This window comes from Membranihabitans marinus (assembly GCF_021729155.1).
Lineage (GTDB): Bacteria > Bacteroidota > Bacteroidia > Chitinophagales > Saprospiraceae > Membranihabitans > Membranihabitans marinus.
Genome location: NZ_JAJQYA010000011.1, coordinates 1 through 25,121 on the forward strand (window position 1 = coordinate 1; position 25,121 = coordinate 25,121).

Genomic DNA, 25,121 nt, shown 5'->3' on the forward strand with positions numbered 1-25,121 from the left:
TGCGGCTCTACAATAAATCGAAAGATAACCGAGTAAAGTACGAAGTACTGAAGGTAGTAAATCTACCTTCAACGAGGGCACCACGACCCCCGTGTCGTGGGTGGGTAAGCTTATAAATTATAAATGTAATTCGTATTATTCCTTGATCAACCAGATCTCCGATACCTGTGACCCCCGCTGACCTTCACTACAAGTCCATTTGAACCTTACCTTGCCATCGCGTACAGCTTCCATAGGCAGATCAAATTCATATATAGGTTGACTGCCAGTTTTAAGATAATCGTGAACCAAAATACCATCCGCCTCCAATTTCATGATCGCTCTAAATCTACCAGTATATGCAATCCGAATACTGTATTTACTCTTTGAATCAAGATGGTCATACTCTATTTCTAAAGGCTGTTGGTATAGAGTAGTCACATGATTCATCCAAGCCAAAGGCCATGGATTTCCCTCAAAACCCATACTTTTTACTTTTCTCTTCCATTTTTCTCCGTTAAGACCTACTCCAAAACTAACCCTAGGAGAAATCAAAGTTCCCGGATCCTCTTCCCAAGAAACTTCAGATATGACCTTGGACAAACTGCGTGGAGATCCAAAGTTGTCGTAAAAACCACCTGGACCAGGATCGGTGCGATGAAGAATTGTATGAATGGCCGCCAATCGGTCTTCTTCGCTATTGAGTTTTTTTATTTCTAAAAATTGATCCAATAAATAGAGAACGTCGTTTAGGGGAATATCTATATTGTCGATAAAAGTACCCCTGCCTTTAACTCCTCCGTGACTTTCTACAGTTAGCTGTGCACCAATATTGTTAAATAGAGAATCGGCAAGTGCATAACATCGCTGTTTCCATTCTGGTTGTATCGGGGTCTTCCTAGATTTCGCCAAAGTCTCACTGGCCATTTCTATAGCTTTTATTGAACCAATCTTTGGAGCTGAAAGCAAAATATCCCTTGCCGCTTGTTCCAATTCTGTTTCATACATCAATCTACGGTATTGGTAAGCATCAAAATAAGCCCTGATTAAAGCCAGCTGGAAACGATAATTACTTAATACCTCTGCTGTAGCAGTTGCTTCAATGGATTGCCACTGTTGTAAGGTTCTCAATACACCATCGTTACCGAGTAATGAACCTTTCATGTTGGCTTCCAATCCCAAAAGCCCTTGTGCAATTTCCTCATCTAAATCCGGACTAATGAAGTACCGACCATATTCAGTTAATGTCTCACTTACCGGAGTCTCTGGATCCCAATCTTGATCACTCCAAATCATTTTATTGACATCATCATTGATACCCTCCGAATAGCTAATGCTGCCGTCTGCATATTTGGCCAGTGAATTGTGTATGATCTTTTGATCGATGGGGCTTGGATTGATGGGCTCCCGATCTAAAGTGTTGGCTAGGGATAAATCCCAATTGGGGATTGGATACTGACATTTGACAGTATGGGTGATATCTGGATACCTTCTGATCGCTACATCAGGGCCTATGATTTTCTTGATTTCGGACAATGGGGTTTTGACCCATGGACCAAAAACAACTCCCCCAAACCAATCATACTTTTTGTTGACATGAGAATAAAAATCCTCAAACCATTGCTTTGTAGGTTTAGAAGATTGAGGAGATACCCATATCTTAGCCTTGGGATGGGATTTGTGAAGGACTTCTGCTTCTTTTTTAAGAAAATCAAATAATTCATTTGGTTCCAAATGTCCTGGGTCACCTCCAGGTACAAAAAGAGCATCGAGTCGAGGAAGAGATTGGAATATCTTGTGCCGTTCTTCCAATTCTTTTTGTACGGCTACTGGATCTTCATAGTCTGATCCCAAGTTGGGGAACCACATCCAAACATCCAATCCGTATGAATCACAGATTTCTGATTGCTTTACGATCATGTCCATAGATGGTAACTTCATATGAACACTTTGAAAATCATCGTCAGTCTGTGGAGGCATGATCTCAATACTATTGGCACCAAAAATGGCCAAGTCTCTGATATAATCATCATATTGTTCAGGGCTCCAAGCATCATAGGCATTGGTCTTAGGACGATAACCTAATTGATGTCCCCTTATCGGGTAAGTAGGAGAAGAGGAAATACTAAAATCATCAGCTATCAGTATTTCCCCTTTTCTCATTTCTAGGTTTCTCAATAATTTTCCTATACCATATAGAATACCCCTAGCATCTGCCCCAATGACGGCAACACTTTGGGTAGTAGCATCAACGGCAATTTTGTACCCTTCTTTATCTATGGAGGGTAGACTGGCAACCATTTGTTGTAGATTTTTCGGAAGGTTTTTTACATCTTCTTCTAATCCAATAATAATAGTCTCATCCATAGAGTTTGACCATTTATCAAGGATGGGATACTGAATTGAACTTCGTTTTTCAATCTCTTCACTTAAGACGGCAATGGATTTCAATACCACTTTATCATTCGTATGAGAGCTTACCACCGAAGCCCCAGTTAAGTTGACCATTTGTGTATAGGCCATAGATGTATAGAGAAATAAAGAGAATAATAAAAATGGTATTCGTTTCGCTGTCTTATTCATGTATGTGATTTATGTGTAAAGATTAATATTTGCCTTAGCCACTTACGTCTATCCTTCTATGTTATAAGATGAATAGATAATTTGAATTAAAAATGTTGTTCGCTCTACCTCTGTAATTTATACTAAATGCATTAGTCGTTTACAGGCTCTCCAATTACCTCTAGATATCGCCCTATCCAATAGGGTAACAACCATAAATCTCCAGCACTGTATTCTCGTGTCCCATTTTGGCCTCCATCTAGTTCAAATCGATTGGCATTGTGTTGGCGGATTTTTAATTCATCTGGTGGTAAAACTTCTTTGGTAGCTTGATCTCTAAAATTGGCTGGCAAAACTTCAATATCTTTACGATGGCTGTTGTTTACCGTCCATGTGATTAAATCCAATGGAAATTCTTGTAAAAACCAGATGGCATTTTCGAAATCAAAATCTTCATCTCCTACCAAAGCCGTCATGATGTTCCAAAGTCCATCTTTCTCCGGTCGTTCGGCTTCCCAGTGATCTATAATGGCTTGTCGGTAATTAGATTTTAATTCGTCGTTGAAAGCATATCGGTAAAGTCCCCAATACCCCATATAATACATTTCATCATCAGAGTGATTCCATCTGCTGGATAGCATTTTACTCCAATCATCAGCTTGGTTCGGAGCCCTTCCTATTTCTTCCATCGGTCTCATAAGGTTTTCGAGATACCCGTAATCATCGATGAGTTCAAAAGCTTTTTCTTTGTACACTTCCTTTTTTGTAAAATAATAGGCCGATTGTAGCATGGCTATGATATTTGAACTATTGAGTTTACGGTCTCCTACAGAGGTAGGGAAATTGTTGACATAGTCGGGATGCCATCGCCCCCAAGTGGTTGGCTTGCCGTCGAAGTCTACAAGGTAAAGGTCATTATCCACTATATGTTGCATTAGTAAATCTAACAATTCAATGGCCTTTTCCCTTACTGGTTTTACATCAACCAATTCGGCAATAACTCCAAAAACAAAAACATGTCCGATTGCTTCATCACTGCTGGTTGTAGATTTCCAATCCCACTCAGGATCTTCTGTCGCTCGCCACGGTTTACTGCTTGCATTGTATCCCGCTCTCTGAAATGATCGGGAAGGGAATCCAGAGTTCATAGGATTGATAGTGTAGAGCCGCTCCATTGCATCTAATGATTCTTTGACATTCTGCAATGCTTCTTCTGAATGAGTAACTGCATATCTGAAGGCCTCCCCACCGAGATACATCGATGTCCATAGACCATCATTGTCTGAATTTTTCATCGTCCCCGTGGTCAAATCTCCATTTTTCATATTAGATAAAATGGCATTAAACCCTGTTCTGATGTGGCGTTCTCTGACTTGTTTGTCAAAAAACTCCGCTTTGTCGGCCAAGGTCATTTCTTTGAAAACTATTTGTCCTAATCCGCCAGAAGTAAGGATCAATACAGAATTTTCAGGACCTTTCGCAATATCAATAACACTATCTGAAGGGAGCCATCTTTTGGAAGCATAGTAATTAAATCGGCCATCTTCCTTTAATGACATGGCACCTCTAGTGGATCCAAACCAGATTTTTCCGTCAATATTTTGGATGCTAGTCAATTCTGTCCATGGCATTTTTTGTTGGATTTCGCCGACTTGTCGTTTGGCCTTTGTGTCAAACTCAAAATACCCGTTGGTTGTACCGACAAGGATTTTCCCTGGTAACCATTCCATACAGGTTAAATTCGAACCTTTGAAAACTTGCTTTAATACTTTTTGGGTTGGAGAAAAAGTATTGAGGGTAGATTTACCCAAAATCCAGAATATGTTATTTTCATTATCGTATTCTATGCTGATCACTTCATCTTGCGACAAAGTACCACTCCACAAGGTTTTGGAATCGAGTAATAGATTCAAATTTTTTCCGTCGGAGATTAAGAATTCAAAATCTTTACCTGCAGAAAAAATATTGGCATTGGCCATCTTGTGTTTGGAATAAAGTTTGCCCGCCCAAGCATTGCTGAATACGGCCTTGTCGTCCAGATAGATCAATTGATTTTCATAGATCGATATAGATGAAATGTTTTTATCGGAGGTTGGTTTGTCTTGTACGTCGGTCACCAAAGTTCCCGGATATAAAAATTGTCCTGGTCTAGGTCGCAATAGGCCTTGAGATGACAACAATTGGATATAACCATTTCTGTCTGATACTACACGGTATAATTGAATATCCTTGTCTTCAAGATCGTATTTGATGCTACAGTCTTGTAAAAAAGCCTTGTCGGGAATTCCATGGGGGTGGTTTCGTGTGTTGTCTTGAGCAAAGCTAATCGTTGCCAAAGTCATTAATAGCAATAACAATAAAGGGTTCTTCATAACGTATTTTTAAATTAAAAGATATTGTATTCCTAATTCCAATAAAGTATTTATACAATTATCTGTTATATTAAATCATTTCAATTGTGACTATATCACAGCTCTAACTCTTATCTTTCAGTTTTCCAATTAGGTTAATTGGGATTAGATCTTAATTTTCGAAATTCAATGATTTCTAAGGAATTCGTATAATAATTTTTTACTTAGAGGTTTCACAATCCGCATCGCAAAATTACTAATACCTCGAGAAATATACTCTCCAACTTGTTGTCTATTCCCGATACAATCTTATCTTGTTAAATTATTCTGAGAGTGAACAAAATATAATATGGTATATTTAGTACTTGTATCTGTTTATGATTCAAGCCATTGTTGTTGCCTCTAAAGGAGGAAGTTTACTTAAAGTAAGATATGTATTGCGTCATCCATTAAACATCTAATTATGTTAAGAGTCTTTGTTTGTCTAAGTTTTATTTTTATTGTGGTTGAAGCATCGTTAGCTCAAAAGATGGATTTTGAGGATTACGATCCCCCTTCTACTCTAGTGGTTCCAGGTAAAATATACACTCAAGCCAAATACCCATTTATCGATGTACACAATCATCAGTTTAGAATGCCTGATATGGATTTGAGTACTTTAGTGTCAGATATGGACGATCTCAATATGAAGGTCATGGTCAATCTTTCTGGTCGGGGACGTGGCAGTCAAGACCATTTGAAAAAAGGATTGGAAAATGTTAATGAGAATTATCCCAATCGCTTTATTGTGTTTACCAATATCGATTTCAATAATGTTGATGTAGAAGGGTGGACTGAAAATGCAGTTCGGCAGTTGGAAGAAGATGTTCGCATGGGAGCCAATGGATTAAAAGTGTACAAGAGTTTTGGAATGGATAATAAGGATAGCCAGGGCAATAGAGTGCGTATCGATGATGAAAGAATAGCTCCCGTTTGGGAAAAGTGTGGAGAATTGGGAATCCCCGTTCTTATTCATTCGGCAGATCCAAAGCCATTTTGGTCGCCCCATGACAATCAAAACGAAAGATGGTTGGAGTTGAAACTGAGGTCGGGGCGTAAGCGTGAGGATGCGACCACTGCTCCATGGCAGACCATTATCGATGAACAACACAATATCTTTCGGAAACACAAAAACACCAAGTTTATCAATGCACATTTGGGCTGGTATGGTAACGATCTTGCCCAATTGGGTAAGTTGATGGATGAATTTCCCAATATGTATTCGGAAATCGGAGCCGTCATTGCTGAATTGGGTCGACAACCGCGTTTTGCCAAAGCATTTTTAACGAAGTATCAAGATCGGATTATGTTTGGAAAAGATTCGTGGAACCCAGAAGAATACTACACATATTTTAGGGTGTTGGAGTCCGAAGATGAATATTTCCCCTATTACAAGAGATATCATGCCTTTTGGAAAATGTACGGTCTGGGATTGGATGATGAAGTGTTGAAAAAACTGTATTACAAAAATGCCCTAAAGGTTATTCCTAATATAGATAAGTCTTTGTTCCCGGAATAGGGAAGAAAATCTTAGACCAAAATCATTTGGAATAAGGCATCCGGACGAATAGTTTGTTATTCGTCCGGATGGTAATGTTGACTTATTCTTGGGATAATAACCGTTGTGGTTTTAATGCTCGGTGAATCAGCGTTCTAGGAAGTTTATGCTGTTTTTTTAACTAGTCAACTTGCCTTTCCTAAGCTTGATTGATTATTCAATTTTTGATAAAAATAAGCTGCTATCAAATATGAAGATAGAAAGTGCGGAATTGAGGAGCGTAAATAAGTTGATGTTTTAAAAGACTGGTTTCGCCACCTTCTTTAAAACATTTTTCAAAAACTTCAGCGCATGAAGCTTTGTCTTCACAGCCTTGTTCCCATTCGTAAGTATCCCCTGAACATGATACTATGTAGGTTTTTGGAGACAATTTCATTTGATTTTTTCTCTCGTCGGCAGTTTCCAATATCATTGTTTCTGCTGGTTTTTCCTCTGAACCTAAATAGGTGATGGTTCGGTCTGTTTGATTCCACAGATAGTTGATATGGATAACATTGTCTGATTTTGATTTCAGTGAAAGCTTGCTCATTTTATTAAAAAAAGCATCTACAGAATAAGCATGGCCTTCAAGAACATCGGGTTGACTTTTATTTTTCTGACAAGAGATTATAATAAGGCTGGCGAACAGCATGCCGATAGAAAAAACAATTAGATTTTTCATAAACCAAGATTTTGAAGTGATCAATATTGGTGGTTTAGCATGTATAATAGTAAAGTACAAAAATTTATGCACTTTATTGTAATTAATAAACGATTTTTCTACTTAAAAAATATAGGTAGAAGCGAATTTTTTAATAGAAGGATGGATTGTTAATTCCCAAGTATAGGGATAAGTGGAATGAAGGGAATATCTAGCATTGTATATCTTATCTGATTGTTTTGAGGTGGTTGATAATTAAGAGTAATATATTCTATTTGCTTTGTTTGATAGAATATTGTCCTTTGTATGCATCTATTTGAATAAAATTATTTTAAATCGAATGAATTTTTAATATTGCAATTACTCTAATCCTTTTTACCTTAATCTTTTATTGGATTCGATATGTTTCAAAAATCTCATTTTCTATTTTCTCTCAGTGCTATTGCCATAGCCTTGGCCTTGTTGAATGGTTGTTCCTCCACAAAGGATATTTACACTCAGCTTTCACCCTATCGCGATGGAGTTGAAAAATTGCGTTATTATCATCCTGATTTACTGGTAGATCTAGATGTGGGATTTAAATCTGTGCCCATGCCCATGGATTTTGATGGCGATGGGGATATCGATTTGTTGGTGTCTGCTTCTGGAGCGTATATGGAATGTGGAGTTTTTTATTTTGAAAATATAAGCGGCAATGTGGATATGCCGATTTATCGCGCTGGGGAAAAACTGTCTTTTGATCGTTTTAGGTTGGGATACGAAGGAGTTTGTTTTGTGGTCTCTGAGGTGGAAGGACGTACACATGTCTTGACCCCGGATCGAGTAAAAGATAAGCTCTTAATCTATGAAGATGTGCCACAAAATGTTTTTTGGAAGAAAAGGGATATGCCCAATTCTATCCAAAATGTTATGCCCGATGAAAAAAGTACCTGGAAAATGTTGGACTGGGATGGCGATGGCCTTTATGATTTGATGTCGGCTCAATCCATTGATAAAGGAGAAGCCCTGTTTTTTCATAAAAATATAGGTACAAATGCTGAACCAGATTATCAATCACCCATTAAAGTTAAAATGCAGACCTCAGAGCTGCCCGCTGATGAGTTGTATCTCGACATGGATGTCCCTTTGGCAGATTATGACCATGATGGCGATGTAGATTATATGGGAACGACCCGATATTCTCATATAATTTACTACGAAAACAAGGATGCCGGTACTCGAAATGAATTGGAGCCCGGACGTATGTTGAAATACCAAGGCCAACCTATACAGTTTGAATGCAGAGGAACCATCAGAATGCGCAGTGTAGATCTAAATCAAGATGGTTATATGGACATTGTTGCTGGGGATGAAGATGGCAAGGTATCTTGGTTAAAGAATACAGGCCGGATGGTCGATGGCATGCCTGAATTTTTGCCCCCGAGATTTTTACAGCAGGAGGCTAAGTTTGTGGATTTGGGATCTATTGTTGCTCCGCGTGTATATGATTGGGATGGAGATGGTCTCGAAGATATTGTCGCGGGAAATGGGGTAGGAAATATTGTGTTTGTAAAAAACTTAGGTGGACTGATACCTTCTTGGGATGCACCCAAACTACTGGAAGTAAATGGTCAACCGATTCGAATCATTCCGACAGAATCCAACCCTCGAACTTCGAGACCCCATTGGGGCTATGTGACCATTGATGTGGGATTATGGGACGAAGATAAGCTTCCCGATATTTTGGCCAATGATCATAATGGCAATGTCGTTTTATTTAAAAATATAGGGAGTAAAAAATCACCTAAATTGGCTCCAGCCCAAGCCGTGGAGGTGGAATGGGAGGGACATCCGTTAAGACCTACTTGGTCACCGGGAAATGCTACCGGGAATGAATTGTTGGCACCGTGGAGGACTTCACCCTTTATTATGGATTTTAACCAAGATGGTTTGAATGATCTAGTTATGTTGGATCACGAAGGTTATTTGGCTGTTTATCCTCGATCCCAAAAGGACGGACAATTACTGCTTCATCATCCTCAGCGCAATATCGTATTCCCTGATGGAAGCCCAATTTTATTGAATCAATTGAAAAACAAAAGTAGTGGTCGATTAAAAATAACCTTTGCCGATTGGGACGGAGATGGCCTTGAGGATTTGGTTTTTTCTTCGAAGCCAGCTGTGGATTGGATGAAAAATATGGGAATGGAAAATGGTAAAATGGTCCTACAATATATGGGGAGAGTGGTGTCCAAAACCATGATGGGACATACCGATGGTCCTGTGGTTTCGGATTTCAACAAGGACGGTATCCCCGATTTGTTGGTGGGCACCGAGACAGGGGTTTTGTATTATTGGGAGAGATCCAATATCAATGGCACAACGACGATGACTACTTCTGATAAACAGCAACCAGCTAGCTATCCCTACTTTAAACGCTAATCAAGAAAAGAAGAAATTAAGTATATTAATCAACTATAATGTTAATGTTTTAATGAGACTATTTTATTTGTTTACACTGGTTATGTCCACTACTTTATTTACCCAATGCAGTCAGACGGTAGAACAAGGGCCTGGTGACCATAGATATCGTGAGGGAGTAGAGAAAATGCGATACAATAATCCAGATTTATTGGTCGATCTAGATGTGGGATTTAAATCTGTGCCCATGCCTATGGATTTTGATGGTGATGGCGATCTCGATTTATTGGTATCTGCTTCCGGTAGTTATGTGGAGTCTGGAGTCCATTATTTTGAAAACATCAGTGGCAATGTGGATATGCCTGTTTACCGACAGGGTGACCGCATGTCCAGTGATCGATTTAGATTGGGACATGATGGCAAATATTTTGCAGTGTCTGAAGTGGAAGGTAAAATCCATGTATTGACTCCCGATCGGGTAAATGAATCACTTAAAATGTATGAGAGCGTTCCGGAAAATGTATTTTGGAAAAATACGACCTTGTCCATTCCACCAAGAGGGTATGTAGAAGGAACGGGGAACAATACCTGGAAAATGATAGATTTTGATGGGGATGATCTTTACGATCTGGTCTGTGGATTGTCTGCGAATACTGGGAACTATTTATTGTTTTTTAAAAATGTAGGAAGTAATGAAGATCCTAAATACAATGATCCAGAAACCATATTGATGGAAAATGGAGAAATCCTGGGCAAGGAATTGTATCTAGAAGTTCCTTTAGCAGACTATGACAATGACGGCGATCTCGATTATGTAGCCATTATGCCATTTGCTCAGATAATGTATTTTCAGAATAAGGGAAATCGTCAACAACACCGATTTACTACTGGTCGGAAATTGACTTATGAGGGTGAAGATATTCAGATGTATACGCGGTATGGAAATGCTACCAAATTGCGCGCTGTTGATTTGGATGGAGATGGTTATATAGATATTATTGCTGGAGATGAAGAAGGAAAAGTTTCCTTTATTAAAAACACAGGGAAGGTCATCGATGGAATGCCCCAATTTATGCAACCACGGTTTTTGCAACAAAAAGCTAAATATTTGGATTTAGGCGCATTAGTAGCACCTAGAGTGTTTGACTGGGACAATGACGGATACGATGATATCGTGACGGGAAATGGAGCGGGAGATATTCTATTTGTCAAAAATCTGGGAGGCGCTATTCCGAGATGGGATCGGCCCCAAATGTTAGAAGTCGATGGTCAACCATTGCGTATAATTCCCACAGAGGCTTTGCCCAATACAGAAGATCCTCACTGGGGATACACTACTCTAGATGTAGGGGATTGGGATGGTGATGATGTACCAGATCTATTGGTCAATGAACACAATGGCAATATTGTATTTGTCAAAAATAATGGCAGCCGCAGTCAAGCTGATTTGGTAGCTCCAGTGCCCATTGAAGTAGAATGGGAGGGACAACCTCAAAAACCTGCTTGGACGCCAGGAGTTTCTCAAGGCAATGAGTTGTTGGCGCCGTGGCGGACTTCCCCCTATATGATGGATTTTAACGGTGATGATTTAATGGACTTGGTGATGTTGGATTATCAGGGATATCTTGTAGTCTATCCCCGATTTAAAGAGGATGGGATGTTGAAGTTGGGCCACCCTCAGCGAGATTTTGTAGATCCTTCTGGCCAACCTATTTTACTCAATCAACGGATTAATTCCAGTCATGGTCGATTGAAGATTACCTTCGCGGATTGGGATGGTGATGGACTAGAAGATTTAGTGTTTTCTTCTAAGCCGGCTGTGGACTGGATGAAAAATGTGGGACGGAAAGATGGTAAAATCGTCCTCCAGTATATGGGTAGAGTGGTATCTCGTACCATGATGGGCCATACCGATGGTCCAGTGGTTTCGGATTTTAATAGAGATGGTATCCTCGATTTGTTGGTGGGTACGGAAACCGGAGTAGTCTATTATTGGGAGCGAAGTAGTGAAGCGCAAACCACGACCATGACCACTGTAGGCAAGCAAGAAGCAGCTAAGTATCCATATTTTAAACGATAGGATTTACTGGATCTCTAGTGAGATCATGAATTTAGACCCTTTCTAATGTTGAATAAATACAAAATGAGAATTCTGATTGTTTTAAGTGCGCTTGTTCTATGCGCTTCGTTTATAGTGGCTCAAGAAGTGGATAACAGATCAAAGGTGCCATATTTTGTTTTTCCTGACGAAGCGACTGCCCAGGAAGAAATGTTGAAAACCAATCCTCTGGTATTGCGTTTTGCAAAATCGAGAGCTCAATTGGCCAATGATGTCCATCTTCCAACCTATCATTTTGTCAGTCCCGAGAATAGATTGAACGATCCCAACGGTTTGTGCTATTGGAGAGGTAATTGGCATTTGTTTTATCAAGGTTATCCGCCGGAGGATAAACGACAACACTGGGGCCATGCTGTAAGCAAAGATCTATTGCATTGGCGAGATTTGCCTTATGCCATTTATCCCGGTCCTGAACACGCTTGTTTTTCGGGATCTACTTTGGTCGAAAAGGATCGGGTCATCGCTATGTATCACGGTACTGAAGTAGGTAATATGGTGGCTATCTCTGATGATGATTTGTTATTGAATTGGGATAAACTGACCAATCAAGCCGTTATTCCTATCCCCGATACTAGTGAAAAAGAGTATAAGATATTTGATCCATTTATATGGAAAAAAGGAGAGTATTATTACTCCTTATCGGGGAGTCAATCCTATTTGCAGCCTATGGATCAACCGGTAAGAGCTCATTATTTATTTCGATCAAAGAATTTGATCGATTGGGAATATATGCATGAATTTGTGGAGGGAGATCGATTTACTCAAATAGGGGACGATGGGGCTTGTCCATATTTTTGGCCTATTGGAGATCGACATATGTTGTTGTTTTTTAGTCACAATTCAGGAGGTCAATATCTATTGGGTGATTACGATACGGATAATGATGTTTTTAAAGCTACATCACATGGTAAGTTTAATTTTGGAGCCTCTAGGCCTTCTGGATTGCATGCCCCTTCGGCCAGTCCAGATGGGAAAGGTGGTATTATTGTCATTTTTAATGTAAATAAGGGAAAAGAAAACAGGGGTTGGGATCAGATTATGTCTTTGCCGCGAAGACTTACATTAAAAGGATACGATGAAGTGGTTATTGAGCCCGCTGGTGACATCGAAAGTCTGCGAAAATTCAAAAAGAATATTTCATCTCGAATGATTCCGGCCAATCGGGAAATATTGCTAGAGGGAATATCGGGCAATGCCATAGAAATAGAGACAGAGATCGACGTCAAGGATGCAGAATCATTTGAACTTAAGGTCTTGAGATCTGCCGATCAATCTGAATATACTAAAATTTCATTTTACAAAGAGAAGGGGCTGTACAAAGGATTTGAATATAAAAGGGGAAGTCCAAAGTTTGAACAATACAGAAAAATGCGGTATAGTTTGATTAGTTTAGATACCGATCATTCTTCCGTATTGTCGGATATTAATCATCGACCGCCAGAGGTCGCTCCAGTTTTGTTGGGAAGTGACGAAAATTTGAAATTGAGAATTTTTATTGATAAAAGTATTGTTGAGGTATTTGTCAATGGGAAACAATGTGTGTCGGCACGTGTATTTCCTGGGCTCAATGATAGTCTCGGTGTATCGGTAGAATCCAGGGGCGGAGATAGTGAAATAAAATCTCTGAATTTATATGAAATGAATAATATTTATAAAAAATAATATAACAGTATAGGCATAGATTTATTTGATTCTGATCAAGCATTTATATGAGATCAAGTATTTGGGATTACTCGTGATGATATAGAATAAATTGAGGATAGAATTGATTGTAGTTCTGCTAATAATGATGGTGATTGTGGTTTTGAACCCTCGGTGAAGATAAGTCCACAAGCTAATAGAATTCTCAAAAATCCTTTAATGATGACCTGTTGTGTCATTAGCAATGGCTAGTATTTTTAAACTGTCGTTATTCATAGCGACTGCATAATAAGGTTTTCCCTTGATGGTGATGGCTTTTATTTTGCGACCTTGTCCCTTGAGGATGGGCTGAGAAAGTTTCATTTTTTCGAATTTACTCCCTTGGGGATTCCAAATCATTAGACTTCCATAATCTGCGTCGTATCTCCCCATTTGAACACTGTTGCCAAAATAATTACCCACCATAAAAAAGTCATTATTCCCGTCGCTATTGAAGTCGGCGACTACAGCATCGTGATAGGGAGTCCATTGACAAAGTGGGGGTAAATCTTGAAGCCGATAGTGGCCATCCTCGTTGATCAAAACGGCATTACTCAGATAATTGGCTTCAAATATTTTACTGTTATTGATCTCATTCTTTCCCAAGAGGTCAACAATGGAGGCTTGAGCAAAATCTTTGGCGAGTGGAAATTTGTCTTTTATGCTGGGTATTTGTTTGATGATGTCCATGACGGTATAAAAGGGGATTTCCTTCCCACCTATATAGTAGGTAAGGATGGGCAGTTTTTTTGCACTATTCCCAAAATTTCCATAATACATTCGAATGGGTTGGTCTGCACTGGCCTTAAGTCGACTATTGAGTCCGAGGTTGCCGAGTAAAATATCAGAATCGCCATCGTTATCGTAGTCGAAAACTTTTATAAAATTCCACCATCCTTTTTTATCGGTTATCATCGATTGAGAAAATGATCCATTGTTATTGGTAAATAGATATATTCCATCCCATTCTACGGCAACGAGTAAATCCTGATCGCCATCTTTATCAATATCATGCCAAATGCTGGCTTTGACCATTCCAATGGAATCCAAATCTGTTGAAGTAGCAACCGCAGAAAATAGACCGTTTCCGTCGTTGTTCAATAAATATGAAGTGGGTATTTCGCCGTAATAGTAAGGAATGGCTCGGCCTCCGATAAACACATCTAAATCATTGTCATTGTCGTAGTCAGCTACTGCTAGATTGGAAGCGGTTATCCTAATATCCTGGAAGGCTAGGGGACTTTCTATTAATTTTCCATGGCCATCATTGATGAGTAATTGTGGGGTATTGACTGGAGAATCGAGGTAAAATTCATTGCCGCCATTTCCTATTAGTAAATCGTTGTGACCATCATTATTAAAGTCTGCGATGACGGCATCCACTTGTTCACAACGAACATCTAGGTGTAGAGATTCTTCTGTCATGTTTTTAAAACTGCCATCGGGCTGTTGAATCATAAGGCTGGGACTTTCGTGTTTGGCCGACCCAAGAAAGAGATCGTCTAGTCCATCACCATTTATATCTCCAACTGCTAATCCAGGTCCTAAGTCAGAAGTAGAATGAGGTATCAATGGTTGTCGATTGAATTCAATAAATGGATTTTCATGGTGGATGAGGTCGAGATTGAAGCGATGGCTAACTTCTTGAACTTCGAGATTGGAAGTGGATTTGGGATGTGATGATTTATACGGCAGGGATTCTCTATATCGAAAAAGCAATTCTCCACCTTCTACATTTTCCATTTTCTCATATTGTCCCCCTGGCCAAACGACAATTACAGAATCTATATTTCCTTTTTTAGCGAAGAGAAGGGGAGTCATCATGGAGGATTGAAAGGCCTTGGTATTGTAGTGTTCGAGGTATTGTAAGTCTCCATTACTGTAGCAATAGATTTTAGCTCCAATACCGAAGTGGTTCATTTTGCTTCCCTCTAATCGAATGGAGATAGATTCGCCGGCGAATGTGTTTTCATAGAGAAATGCCAATTGATTGATGTTATTGGTGACTATGTCATAGTCACCATCATTGTCAAAATCGGCCATTACTGCACTGTTGGAATAACTGTTTTGATCGTTGTCAATAGTTGGGGCGAGATCGATGAATCTAAGGTCGGCTTGGTTGGCATAAAATTTATTCTTGATTTTAATTTCCGGAATGGACTCTATCATAGTTAAATCTTCCATTCTTACTCGGTGAATGTCTAGGTCTTTGCGCAGTTCTAAATTGGAAATGTAGTTTAGAAAATCGAGATCGTTCATTCGTTTGGGAATGCCATTGGAAATAAAGAGGTCTTTGTATCCATCCATATCCCAGTCTCCAATAATGGGTGACCACGACCAATCCGAGGCATTGACCCCACTATATCTTGCGATTTCACTGTATGAATTATTGCCTTGATTGATCTGTAAACTATTCATGGGATATTGATGAAAATACCCATAATCCAACCTAAATTTATAGGTGTGGTAGGACTCTTCTGCTTCTGATCTTTTGAGAATGTCGGCATTCTCAGGCAACATATCTAAGGTGAAAATATCTGGCCATCCGTCGTTGTTGAGATCACCTATGTCAGTACCCATGCTATATCGACTGCTGTGCATCAATTGTCTGGTTAATTCTTCCGTAAACTGACCGTTTTGTTGATTGATATACAGATAGTCGTTTTCATGAAAGTCGTTGGCGACATAAATATCTGGATATCCATCTGCATTTACATCGCTGAAGGACAATCCCAGACCATAGCCTATGCCGTGGCTCAGTATGCCGGCTGATTGGGTGACATCGGTAAAGGTGTGGCCGTCGTTTCGGTACAGGCGATCGCCAGACAATGAATGTTGCTGATTCAAAAATTTTTCCCTTCGATCGAATTTTCCATCGTGGTGAAGGGCATGATTCATTAAAAACATATCTAAGTCCCCATCTAGGTCGTAATCAAAAAAACCTGCTTGGGTGCTAAATCCTTGAAAGTCTAATCCGTAGGCCTGGGCTTGGTCTTCGTAATGAGGAATGTCGTTGTCGTCGATATAGGTGCAAATGAATAATTTGTTTTTTGAGTTCAAATGTCTGTATTTTCCCACTTGGCAAACGTATAGATCCAATAAACCATCTCCATTGATATCTACAATCGCTACTCCAGTACTCCAGCCATTTTCCTCAGTTCCTAAACCAGTCAATGAAGTGATGTCCTTAAATTTTAAATCGCCAAGGTTGAGGTATAATGCGTCTGTGCCCAAATTGGAAGTAAAGAACAAATCGGTTAGACCGTCGTTGTTGAAGTCTCCCGCTGCCAGTCCCCCTCCATTGTAGTAATACATATAATTGATAATGTTGAGAGAAGTGTCAATGGGCAAATCATTGGAGAAATCGAGGCCGGTTTTGTCCGCTTCATGTAATATGAAATGTATAGGAGGTGCTATTGATTCACTAGGTTGGCAGTTGTGAAGTGTCAAGCTAATGACTAGCAAGATTAAAATTTTATATTGTGTCTGAAATCTCATGGTCTTCGGTAGATAGCAGGACTATCGTTGTTGATAAAAAAGGCCCAATCACCATTTTCCAATTCCAGTATTTTTTTTACTTCTCCTCTTATCCGTATTCCCGTCTCACGTTCTGGTATAAATTTCCATTCATCTCTTCCTTCATTGCGCAAAATCCAACCAAAGTTGCCATCTAATCTTGATAGCTGTGGTATCATCTGGCAATCATTTCCAGCGGCTATTATATCCAAGTCGCTGTCGTCATCTATGTCTTTAATCATTATCGCGTGAATAGAAGATAGTTGTGCTTCAGTCGGCAATTCAATGACTTTAAATTGAAAGTTACCAAGGTTTTTGGCTATATATGATTTTCGGTAATTGGTATTGTATGTTTTACTTTTGGAGAGAAGATTTTGATCCAATATTTCTGTTATATCTCGATTGGCGTAATCGATATGTTTTAGGTTTTGTTTTTTAAGAGAAATGATTTGATCGGTTAAATCTCTCTTTTGGTGCATGGGTATTTGTTTGTTGTTTTGTTCATAGGTGAAAATTTTATCGACAAAGCCATTGTTGTCAAAATCATTGATCCACAATTGCCATAGGCCTTGGGATCGAGATTCTAAATAGGAGTTGCTGCCGTGATTTCCCAATATGAGGTCTGTATTCCCATCTCCATCTATGTCTCCTGATTCAACACAGTAATACCAACCGGACAATGAATCCAATGAATGAGGAATGTTTTGGATTAGACCATCGGAAAAAGAGTATATTTTAGGTGACATCCATTCCCCTACAGCGATTAATTCATTTTTGCTGTCGTTGTCGAGATCTATCGATAGCGCAGAAGTTACCATTTCTAAATCTTTAAAGTTGTTGGCCTTGGTTTGTGATACTTCTTTAAAATGACCCTGACCATCATTTTCTAACAAAAAGTGGAGCGGGGAGTAACCAAAATGCATGGGGACCGACCTTGAACCAATAAATAAATCAGGGTCTCCATCAGCATCGTAGTCCCAGCTGACGATGGTGGCTGTATTCATGCCTTCAGCAATGGGCATTCGATCGCTTTTGCTGAGGTTTCCATGACCATCATTGAGATATATTCGATCTACAAGTAAGCTGTGATTAGGAGGGAGGTGATTGCCGCCAGATCCCACGATTAAGTCATAGTCTCCATCTAAGTCAATATCTTCAAAAATGGCATAAGTGTCTTCGTATGCTGCATCTTCGGTAAGGGCAGGTGAAGATACTGCAGTGTATGCGTCATTATGGGCTAAATACAATTGTCCAGCTTGGTGGTGACCTCCTCCAATAAATATATCCAAGAGACCATCTCCGTTGATGTCTGCCTGCGCAACAGCAGGACCTTCTTTGGAAACCATGCGATACAATCCCCTCTCATGGTAAAAGTCGGTGTAGTCATCTTCTATATGTGGTCGGAAGTATTGATGGTCTGATACTGTGGTTATAGGTCTATTGGTTCTAGAAATCCAAGGCAGTTGGTTGGCCTGGTAAGTAATGGTAAGGTGGAAGTCTTTGATTTCAGTTACGGTTTGTTGAGTAAGATCTGGCCAAACGACGATAATTGAATCGGGTAGTCGATTGTTGATTGGGCCAAAAAGCACGGAGTAATCTACTGAAGATTGAAATCCTCGGCTCGGTTGAATTTCGTAAAACTGTATTTTATCTTTGGTATAGGCATAGACCTTAGTCCCAATCCCAAATGGATTGTCGGAATGACCCTTTATTTTTATAGATAAGGCCGGTTGTTGACTTTGATTTTGGTAGATTAGCGGATCTTGATTTATAGTATTGACTACAAGGTCGTAGTCGCCGTCATTGTCCAGATCGCCATATGCAGCCCCATTAGAAAAACTTTTTTGATTGAGACCCCAATCCTTTGTAGTTTCTACGAATGAGAGACCATCGATATTGCGAAACATCGGGTTGTTAAGGGGGATGGAAGGCATGTGGTCGATGATGATTTGCATATCTTCTTTTTGGCCGGTAAGAGCCATTTGTTGCATGACTTCGTTGGCAAAAAAGTCCATAAAGTCCAAATCAATTACATCGTGATAGACGCCATTGCTGACATATAGATCTGACCACCCATCGTTGTCGGCATCAAACAATAGGGCTCCCCAAGACCAATCAGTAGCCGCAGTGCCAGAGTAAAAACCGATATCTTTAAATTTTCCTTCTCCCGTATTGATTTGGAGGGTATTGTGCATGTATTGGTGATAGAGATTTTGGGACAATTTGAGTTTTCTGAGATTGACGTCGTCAAAACTGGCAGTTGTTTTTATTCTGTATTCTTCATTAGGCATCATATCGGATACAAAAATATCTGGATAACCATCATTATTAATATCTCTGAGATCGGCCCCCATAGAACTGTGACTAATGTGTTCGAAGTAGTCTTCTAGAGATTCGACAAATCCCCCAGTTTGATTGTTGATATAGAGATAGTCTCGCTCATAAAAGTCGTTGGATATATAAATGTCTTCATAGCCATCTTGATTGACATCACCGATGGTCACGCCTAGGCCAAATCCAATGAGGCTTTGATAGATGCCAGCTTCATTAGTGATGTCCACAAATATTCCATTGTCATTTCTTAGAAATTTGTCTCCTCCTCCTTTTAAAAATTCTTTTACCGGCCAGTCTGATGCTTTTAAATCTCTTTTGTTTGAAAAATTTAAAGTATTGACTGGAATGAAGCTATTGTTGAGGATATAGGCGTCTAGGTCGCCATCTTTGTCGTAATCAAAAAAGGCGGCGTGAGTAGTATATCCGTTGTCGTCTAATCCGTATATAGCGGCTGATTCCGTAAAAGTTAAGTCACCATTGTTGATAAACAATGCATTTTTTTGGTCCTTTCCTTTGACATAACCTGCATTGCATACGTAAATATCTAAATAGCCATCGGCATTGATGTCTACCATGACGACTCCAGTACTCCATTTGTCAGTGAGGCTTATACCAGCTTTTTGGCTAATGTCTTCAAACTGCCACTGTCCTTGGTTTAGATAAAGTTTATTGGGACCCATGTTGGCCGTAAAATAGAGGTCTGATAATCCATCGTTGTTGATGTCTCCAATGGCTACTCCACCGCCATTGTAAAAATTTCTATATTTAAAAATGTTGAGTTCATCGGTATTGGTTATGGTGTTTTGAAAATCGATATTAAGGGCTTGTGCTTGCATTTGTCGAAACAAGGTCGATGGTGTTTCATCGGTCACAGCAGGTTGACAGCTCCATATGGAAACCAGACCTATGCAAAAAATGACATAATGGTGGTTTTGCATTTTTTTTAAGTTGGGTTTAGACATTTCATCTTATGTAAAATAAATAGACATCTATGAATCGATGTCTATTTGCCATTCGTTGTTGATTAATTCATCAGTATCCAGCATTTTGCACAAAATTGGGGTTGGAGTCCAATGCTTGTTGGGGTATGGGGAATAGTACTCTGTATTTGTCTTCATTAGTTTTCTCCTGCCATTGATTAGAAAAGGTTCCAAATCTGATTTGATCTGATCTTCTCCAGTTTTCCCAATAAAGTTCACGCCCTCGTTCGGCCAATATTTCTTCATCAGATAATGTAGATAATTCATCTTCGCCCCTCAATGTCCTCAATTCGTTGATTAGATCGAGGGCAGAGGCATCGCCATTGCTGGCGCCGCGATGAATGGCTTCAACTTTCATGAGGTGTACGTCGCCATATCTCAATAATATATATTCACCAGCATCGGAAGGGTGGTATTTAATGACTCTTATACCATTGGCTGTCGTGGCTCCCAAAAGAGGAACTTCAGGAGTAAAGTTTAATTGAATCTGAGTTCTATTGTCTATTAGTACTGATCCATCTTCTTTGAATTGTGGACCGACTTGGAATCCTCTACCCACGCCTGAAAATTCACTGCCATCTTTTAAGGCAGGAGATCCGATGCGTTGATCCGCAGCATCAAATGAGTTGTAAAAATCTGAAAGTGTGGTAAATCCATTCCAACCAGACGGATTTTGGCCGTAGTGTAAGGTCATATTCCAACGATTGGAAGGAGTACCATTCTGTTGAGTGGTTAATATAATTTCTTCATTATTGAGTGCAGAGAATACATCAAAATAATTATCGGAAAGGCTGTATCCCATATCTCGAATTAAGTCGCAATATTCTACTACCTTATTCATATCGCTGGCTTCAAATGTATAAGGTCCTTCTGGATTGCTTGCCTTGTAAACGGCTTTGTTGAGATAGAGTTTGGCCAGCAAAGCATAGGCCGCTGCCTTTGTGGCTTTGGGCCTCATAGACCCGGGAATGCCATTGGGCAGATTGGGGATGGCTTCCAAAAGATCAGCTTCGATTAAGTCGAAGGCGTCGGAACGATTGTATACTATGGGATTGACATCTACTCCATCAGTGATTTCTCTGTTGGGTAATTGGCCCCATAAGTCGATTACGTGATATCGAAGCCAAGATCTCAAGAAAAGGGTTTCACTTTTTTCTTGAGCGCTGGGATTAAATGCCAAGATTTGATTGCAATTGTATACCTGGCTATTGATTTCGTTCCAGGTTTCTCTATTGTATTGATGGGTAGCATCCCATGAGTGTGCGTGTAGAACCCGCCATATACCGTTGTCACCCCAGTCGGTACCTCTGGTTGGTGCGATCAATTCGTCTGAGGTATGCTCTTGGAGGCAGAAAACTCTGGTGTGTTCTTGAAATATATGATAAAGTCGTCCGTATACACTGCTGAGTAGGGCAGTAGGGTCGCCTGTAACGGAACCGCCTCCTAATTCTTCCAAAACAATTGAGTCTTCTTCTGAGACATTGAGGTCGGTACAGGAATAAATGCCGGCAGAAAAGCTGAATATCCCTGCCACTATGACTATGTTGAATATTATATGTTTCATCGTTTTCATATTTAGAATGAGATATTTACGCCAATTGAGTAAGTGGTAGCTCTAGGGTAAGAAGTGTAGTCGATTCCTGCCGAAGGAATTCCTTCTAGGGCTTTATTGGTGTCAACTTCTGGGTCTAGCCCTGTGTACTTCGTGATTACAAATAGGTTTTGCCCTGTGGCGTATAAATTAATTCGTTCTATGTAGTCGGTCTTAGGTTGCCATAAATAGGATAAGGTTAGGTTTTGGAGTCTAACGAAGTCTCCTTTTTCCAAGAATCGTGTAGATACATCAGGTGCATTGGTTTTGGACTCTCCATTGGTAACTACATCGGTAGTACTGTTTCTTCCTCCTGCAAGGGAACCTGCAGTAAATAAGGCATTGGCTGTGTTGTTGTATATATAATGCCCGAATTGTCCTGTAAATCCCAATTTTAAAGATAGGTTTTTATACCTCCAGGTATTGCTAAGTCCAGCCAAGTATTTGGGTAGCGGTCTTTTACCGACAAATTCTTGAACGTCACCATTGGGGTAAATGGATTGCCCTTCGTTGTCGAAACCGTCAAATACCCTTAGGAAATAGGAATACAGGGGTTGATCGTTGGCGATCCGTTGGGCAAAGGCACCAGTAAGTCCTTGTCCACTTATTTCTCCAGTATTGAGAATGCCGTTGTAATTTTTCACAAGATTGTCATTGTAGGCAACGTTGGCATTGATGTCCCATTCAAAATCTGGTTGATCGATAATGATGTAATTTATGGCAAACTCAACTCCTGAGTTGATAATGTCGCCATCGATATTTCGCCATACAAATTCTGATGCTGCCGGTTGTGCTGCAATTACTTTTATTAATAAATCATTGGTCTGTTTGTAGTAATAATCTATAGATCCAAAAATTCTATTGTTTTGGAATCCATAGTCTATTCCCAGGTTGTATTGCAGGGTGGATTCCCATTTTAGATCGGGATTGCTGAATGAGATGTTTACGAGTTCGCCCTCTGAAACATCACCAGCCGCATTGATTTCGTAATCTTCATAGCGCTGTCGTACTTGATATATGTTGTGAGGGATGGACTGATTGCCCGTTAATCCATAGCCCAATCTCAGAGATAGATCTGAAAAAGCATTGGGTAGAAATCCCTCTTCGAGGAGTCTCCATTTAAATGCTATAGAAGGAAAATATCCATATCTATTGGCTTTTGCAAACCTTGTGGACCCATCTGCTCTAAGTGTTGCAGTAAATAAATATTTGCCATCAAAACTTAGATTGGCTCTCCCGAAAAAGGATTGTAATTGATCGGTTTCATTGGATGAATTTACATTGACTACATTGCCATCGACATTGTCCCAAGCAGCGGCGTTGTTGATCATCAAATCTGGATCTGATGTACGAAATCCTTTTGAGAGGTGTTGTTTCGTTATATAATTGTATTCTTGAAATGAGTATCCCAATAGTCCATTGAAAGTGATTTTTGATGTAAAGTCTTTATTGTAGGTGAAGTAGGATTCAAATAACTTATTATTTTCTTCTATTTCTCCGGTAAATAGCGCACCCTGATCTTGTAATCCCAAAATGAATAGATCTTTAGAATAGGCTTGTTTTCTGGTAGAAATACTTCTGTCAATGCCACCGACAATTTTAAAGTTTAAATCATCTGTTATTTTTAGGTCGGCTGAAAAATTTCCAATTACTTTTAGGGTATTGGTGTAGTCATTGCTGAGGTTTAAAAGGGCTACTGGATTAATTTGGTCGGTGCCGAGTTGATTGTAGGTGTCGTCCTCTTTTTTGATTGGCAAGGTGGGGTTGAGGATGTAGGCTGCAGCTAGAAGATCTCCATTGGCTCCAGAATTGTCTGTGATTGGAACGTTGTCATCGAGTATGCTTGCCAAGGCAATTTGAGACGAAAAGATAAGTCGCTCTTCCCAGATTTTTCTATTGCCATTAAAACGAACAGTATATCGTTCCAATCCACTTTCTTTTACTACGCCCTGTTGATCGAGGTATCCGAATGAAAATCTATAATTGCCTTTTTCGTCGGAATTGCCATAGGCGAGGTAGTGGTTTTGTGAATAAGCCGTTCTCAGTAATTCATTTTGCCAATCCGTATCCGCTCCTCCATCAGAGAATTGGGTATTGTATGTTGCAGCTGCAGATAGATATCCTTCTCGGTCTAGGAGGTCATAGGTCGATGAAGCTTGACTAATCCCTAATGAGTAACCATATTCAAAGCCTCCATATCCGCTACCAGCCCCAGTTTTGGTTTTGATTATAACAACTCCATTGGCTCCACGTGATCCGTATATAGCAGTAGCTGAAGCGTCTTTTAAGATGTCAATACTTTCTATATCTGCAGGATTGAAGAAATTGAGAGGGTTTCTCGATCCAGCTTCTCCCAGTTCTGTTTTACTGGTACCGGAGCTAGCATCATTGCCGGAAAGTGGAAATCCATCGATAACATATAGGGGGCGATTGCTGCTGGAAACAGAAGAAGTTCCTCTAATTCTTATGTTGGTGGCAGCACCTGGTTCTCCACTTGATGTAGTGATTTGTACTCCTGCAGCACGGCCCTGCATCAATTCATCTGACGAGGTGACCATGCCGGTATTGAAGTCATCGGATTTGAGTGCTGTGACGGCTCCAGTTAAATCCGATTTTTTAACCGATCCATATCCAACAATTACAATTTCTTCCAATTCTGATCCTGAAGCCAATTGGATATCGATAACATTGCCATCGACGGCTATTTCTTGGGACGTATATCCAGTGTAGGAAAAGATCAGGATGTCGCCTGGTTGAGCATCAATACTATACCTTCCGTCAAAATCCGTTACCGTCCCCGTGCTACTTCCCTTGATAAGGATGTTGGCTCCTATGAGTATTTCCCCTGTTTCGGCATCTGTAATGGTCCCACTTACCTGTGCTTGAACATAGGTGTAGGTAAGCATTGAGGCCAGAATGAGGAAAATTTTTAAAATTTTACCATTCATGATCAATTTCTTTAATGAGTAGATGTAGCTGGTGAGTTTTTTAGAGAGTTATAGAATAAATATACTTATAATTTGGGTAAATCTAAAAATAATGGTAAAAATATATTTAAAATCTAATAAGCATCACGTTTTAGTTTTGATGGTGTTGAAAATAAACTTGAATTGTATTTGTGTTTTTAGTAAGTTGGTTTAGTTAATTTGTTTTCTTGCTGTTGTTGTATTTTTATTTATTATAAATGTTTAATTGTTAATTATTGTTTTTGTTTTGATAGTTTTGTTCTATTTAATTAATTATGAATACGTTTGTATTTAATATTTTAAAGACACATGGTTGATTTTGGGGATTAGTGTGTTGCAATGAAAACAATAGTTTGTAATATTTTCTTCTTGAAATAATCTTATGTGCTGGGGCTTATTTTGTTTA

The 25,121-nt window shown here is 39.5% G+C and carries 11 protein-coding genes; 4 read left to right on the plus strand and 7 right to left on the minus strand.

The window, feature by feature from the left end; genetic code table 11:
• Positions 1–135: 135 nt before the first annotated feature.
• Positions 136–2,562 carry a hypothetical protein gene (locus LVD51_RS08815; RefSeq protein WP_236970854.1) on the minus strand — a complete coding sequence of 809 codons (2,427 nt, stop codon included), beginning with the start codon at positions 2,560–2,562 and terminating at the stop codon, positions 136–138.
• Between the two features lie 131 nt (positions 2,563–2,693).
• A complete protein-coding gene (locus tag LVD51_RS08820; RefSeq protein WP_236970855.1) occupies positions 2,694–4,913 on the minus strand; it encodes a ligand-binding sensor domain-containing protein in 2,220 nt (739 codons plus the stop codon).
• 442 nt (positions 4,914–5,355) lie between these two features.
• On the opposite strand from LVD51_RS08820, the gene LVD51_RS08825 reads away from it, so the two are divergent.
• Positions 5,356–6,450, plus strand: coding sequence for an amidohydrolase family protein (locus LVD51_RS08825; protein ID WP_236970856.1), 1,095 nt, complete (start codon positions 5,356–5,358; stop codon positions 6,448–6,450).
• A gap of 223 nt (positions 6,451–6,673) precedes the next feature.
• On the opposite strand, the gene LVD51_RS08830 is transcribed toward LVD51_RS08825, so the two are convergent.
• On the minus strand, positions 6,674–7,150 hold the full coding sequence (locus tag LVD51_RS08830; RefSeq protein ID WP_236970857.1) for a hypothetical protein: 477 nt from the start codon (positions 7,148–7,150) through the stop codon (positions 6,674–6,676).
• A 381-nt stretch (positions 7,151–7,531) separates the two neighbouring features.
• Here LVD51_RS08830 and LVD51_RS08835 point away from each other — a divergent pair, with 381 nt between their 5' ends.
• The 3 genes from LVD51_RS08835 to LVD51_RS08845 all read left to right on the plus strand — a co-directional run bounded on the left by LVD51_RS08835 (position 7,532) and on the right by LVD51_RS08845 (position 13,310).
• Positions 7,532–9,550 (plus strand): FG-GAP repeat domain-containing protein, encoded by a 2,019-nt coding sequence (locus tag LVD51_RS08835; protein WP_236970858.1) that lies wholly within the window; start codon positions 7,532–7,534, stop codon positions 9,548–9,550.
• A 52-nt stretch (positions 9,551–9,602) separates the two neighbouring features.
• The gene (locus tag LVD51_RS08840; RefSeq protein WP_236970859.1) at positions 9,603–11,609 is read left to right on the plus strand and encodes an FG-GAP repeat domain-containing protein; all 2,007 of its coding nucleotides are present in this window, start codon (positions 9,603–9,605) and stop codon (positions 11,607–11,609) included.
• A 63-nt stretch (positions 11,610–11,672) separates the two neighbouring features.
• Complete coding sequence (locus LVD51_RS08845; protein ID WP_236970860.1) at positions 11,673–13,310, plus strand: glycoside hydrolase family 32 protein; 1,638 nt, start codon at positions 11,673–11,675, stop codon at positions 13,308–13,310.
• Between the two features lie 195 nt (positions 13,311–13,505).
• Here LVD51_RS08845 and LVD51_RS08850 read toward each other — a convergent pair whose 3' ends face one another.
• The 4 genes from LVD51_RS08850 to LVD51_RS08865 form a co-directional block, all read right to left on the minus strand.
• The gene (locus LVD51_RS08850) at positions 13,506–16,793 is read right to left on the minus strand and encodes a VCBS repeat-containing protein (RefSeq protein ID WP_236970861.1); all 3,288 of its coding nucleotides are present in this window, start codon (positions 16,791–16,793) and stop codon (positions 13,506–13,508) included.
• Between the two features lie 29 nt (positions 16,794–16,822).
• Complete coding sequence (locus LVD51_RS08855; RefSeq protein ID WP_449566874.1) at positions 16,823–20,014, minus strand: VCBS repeat-containing protein; 3,192 nt, start codon at positions 20,012–20,014, stop codon at positions 16,823–16,825.
• Positions 20,015–20,210: 196 nt separating this feature from the next.
• The gene (locus tag LVD51_RS08860) at positions 20,211–21,722 is read right to left on the minus strand and encodes a RagB/SusD family nutrient uptake outer membrane protein (RefSeq protein ID WP_236970863.1); all 1,512 of its coding nucleotides are present in this window, start codon (positions 21,720–21,722) and stop codon (positions 20,211–20,213) included.
• Positions 21,723–21,733: 11 nt separating this feature from the next.
• Positions 21,734–24,697 (minus strand): SusC/RagA family TonB-linked outer membrane protein, encoded by a 2,964-nt coding sequence (locus tag LVD51_RS08865; protein WP_236970864.1) that lies wholly within the window; start codon positions 24,695–24,697, stop codon positions 21,734–21,736.
• Positions 24,698–25,121: the final 424 nt, after the last annotated feature.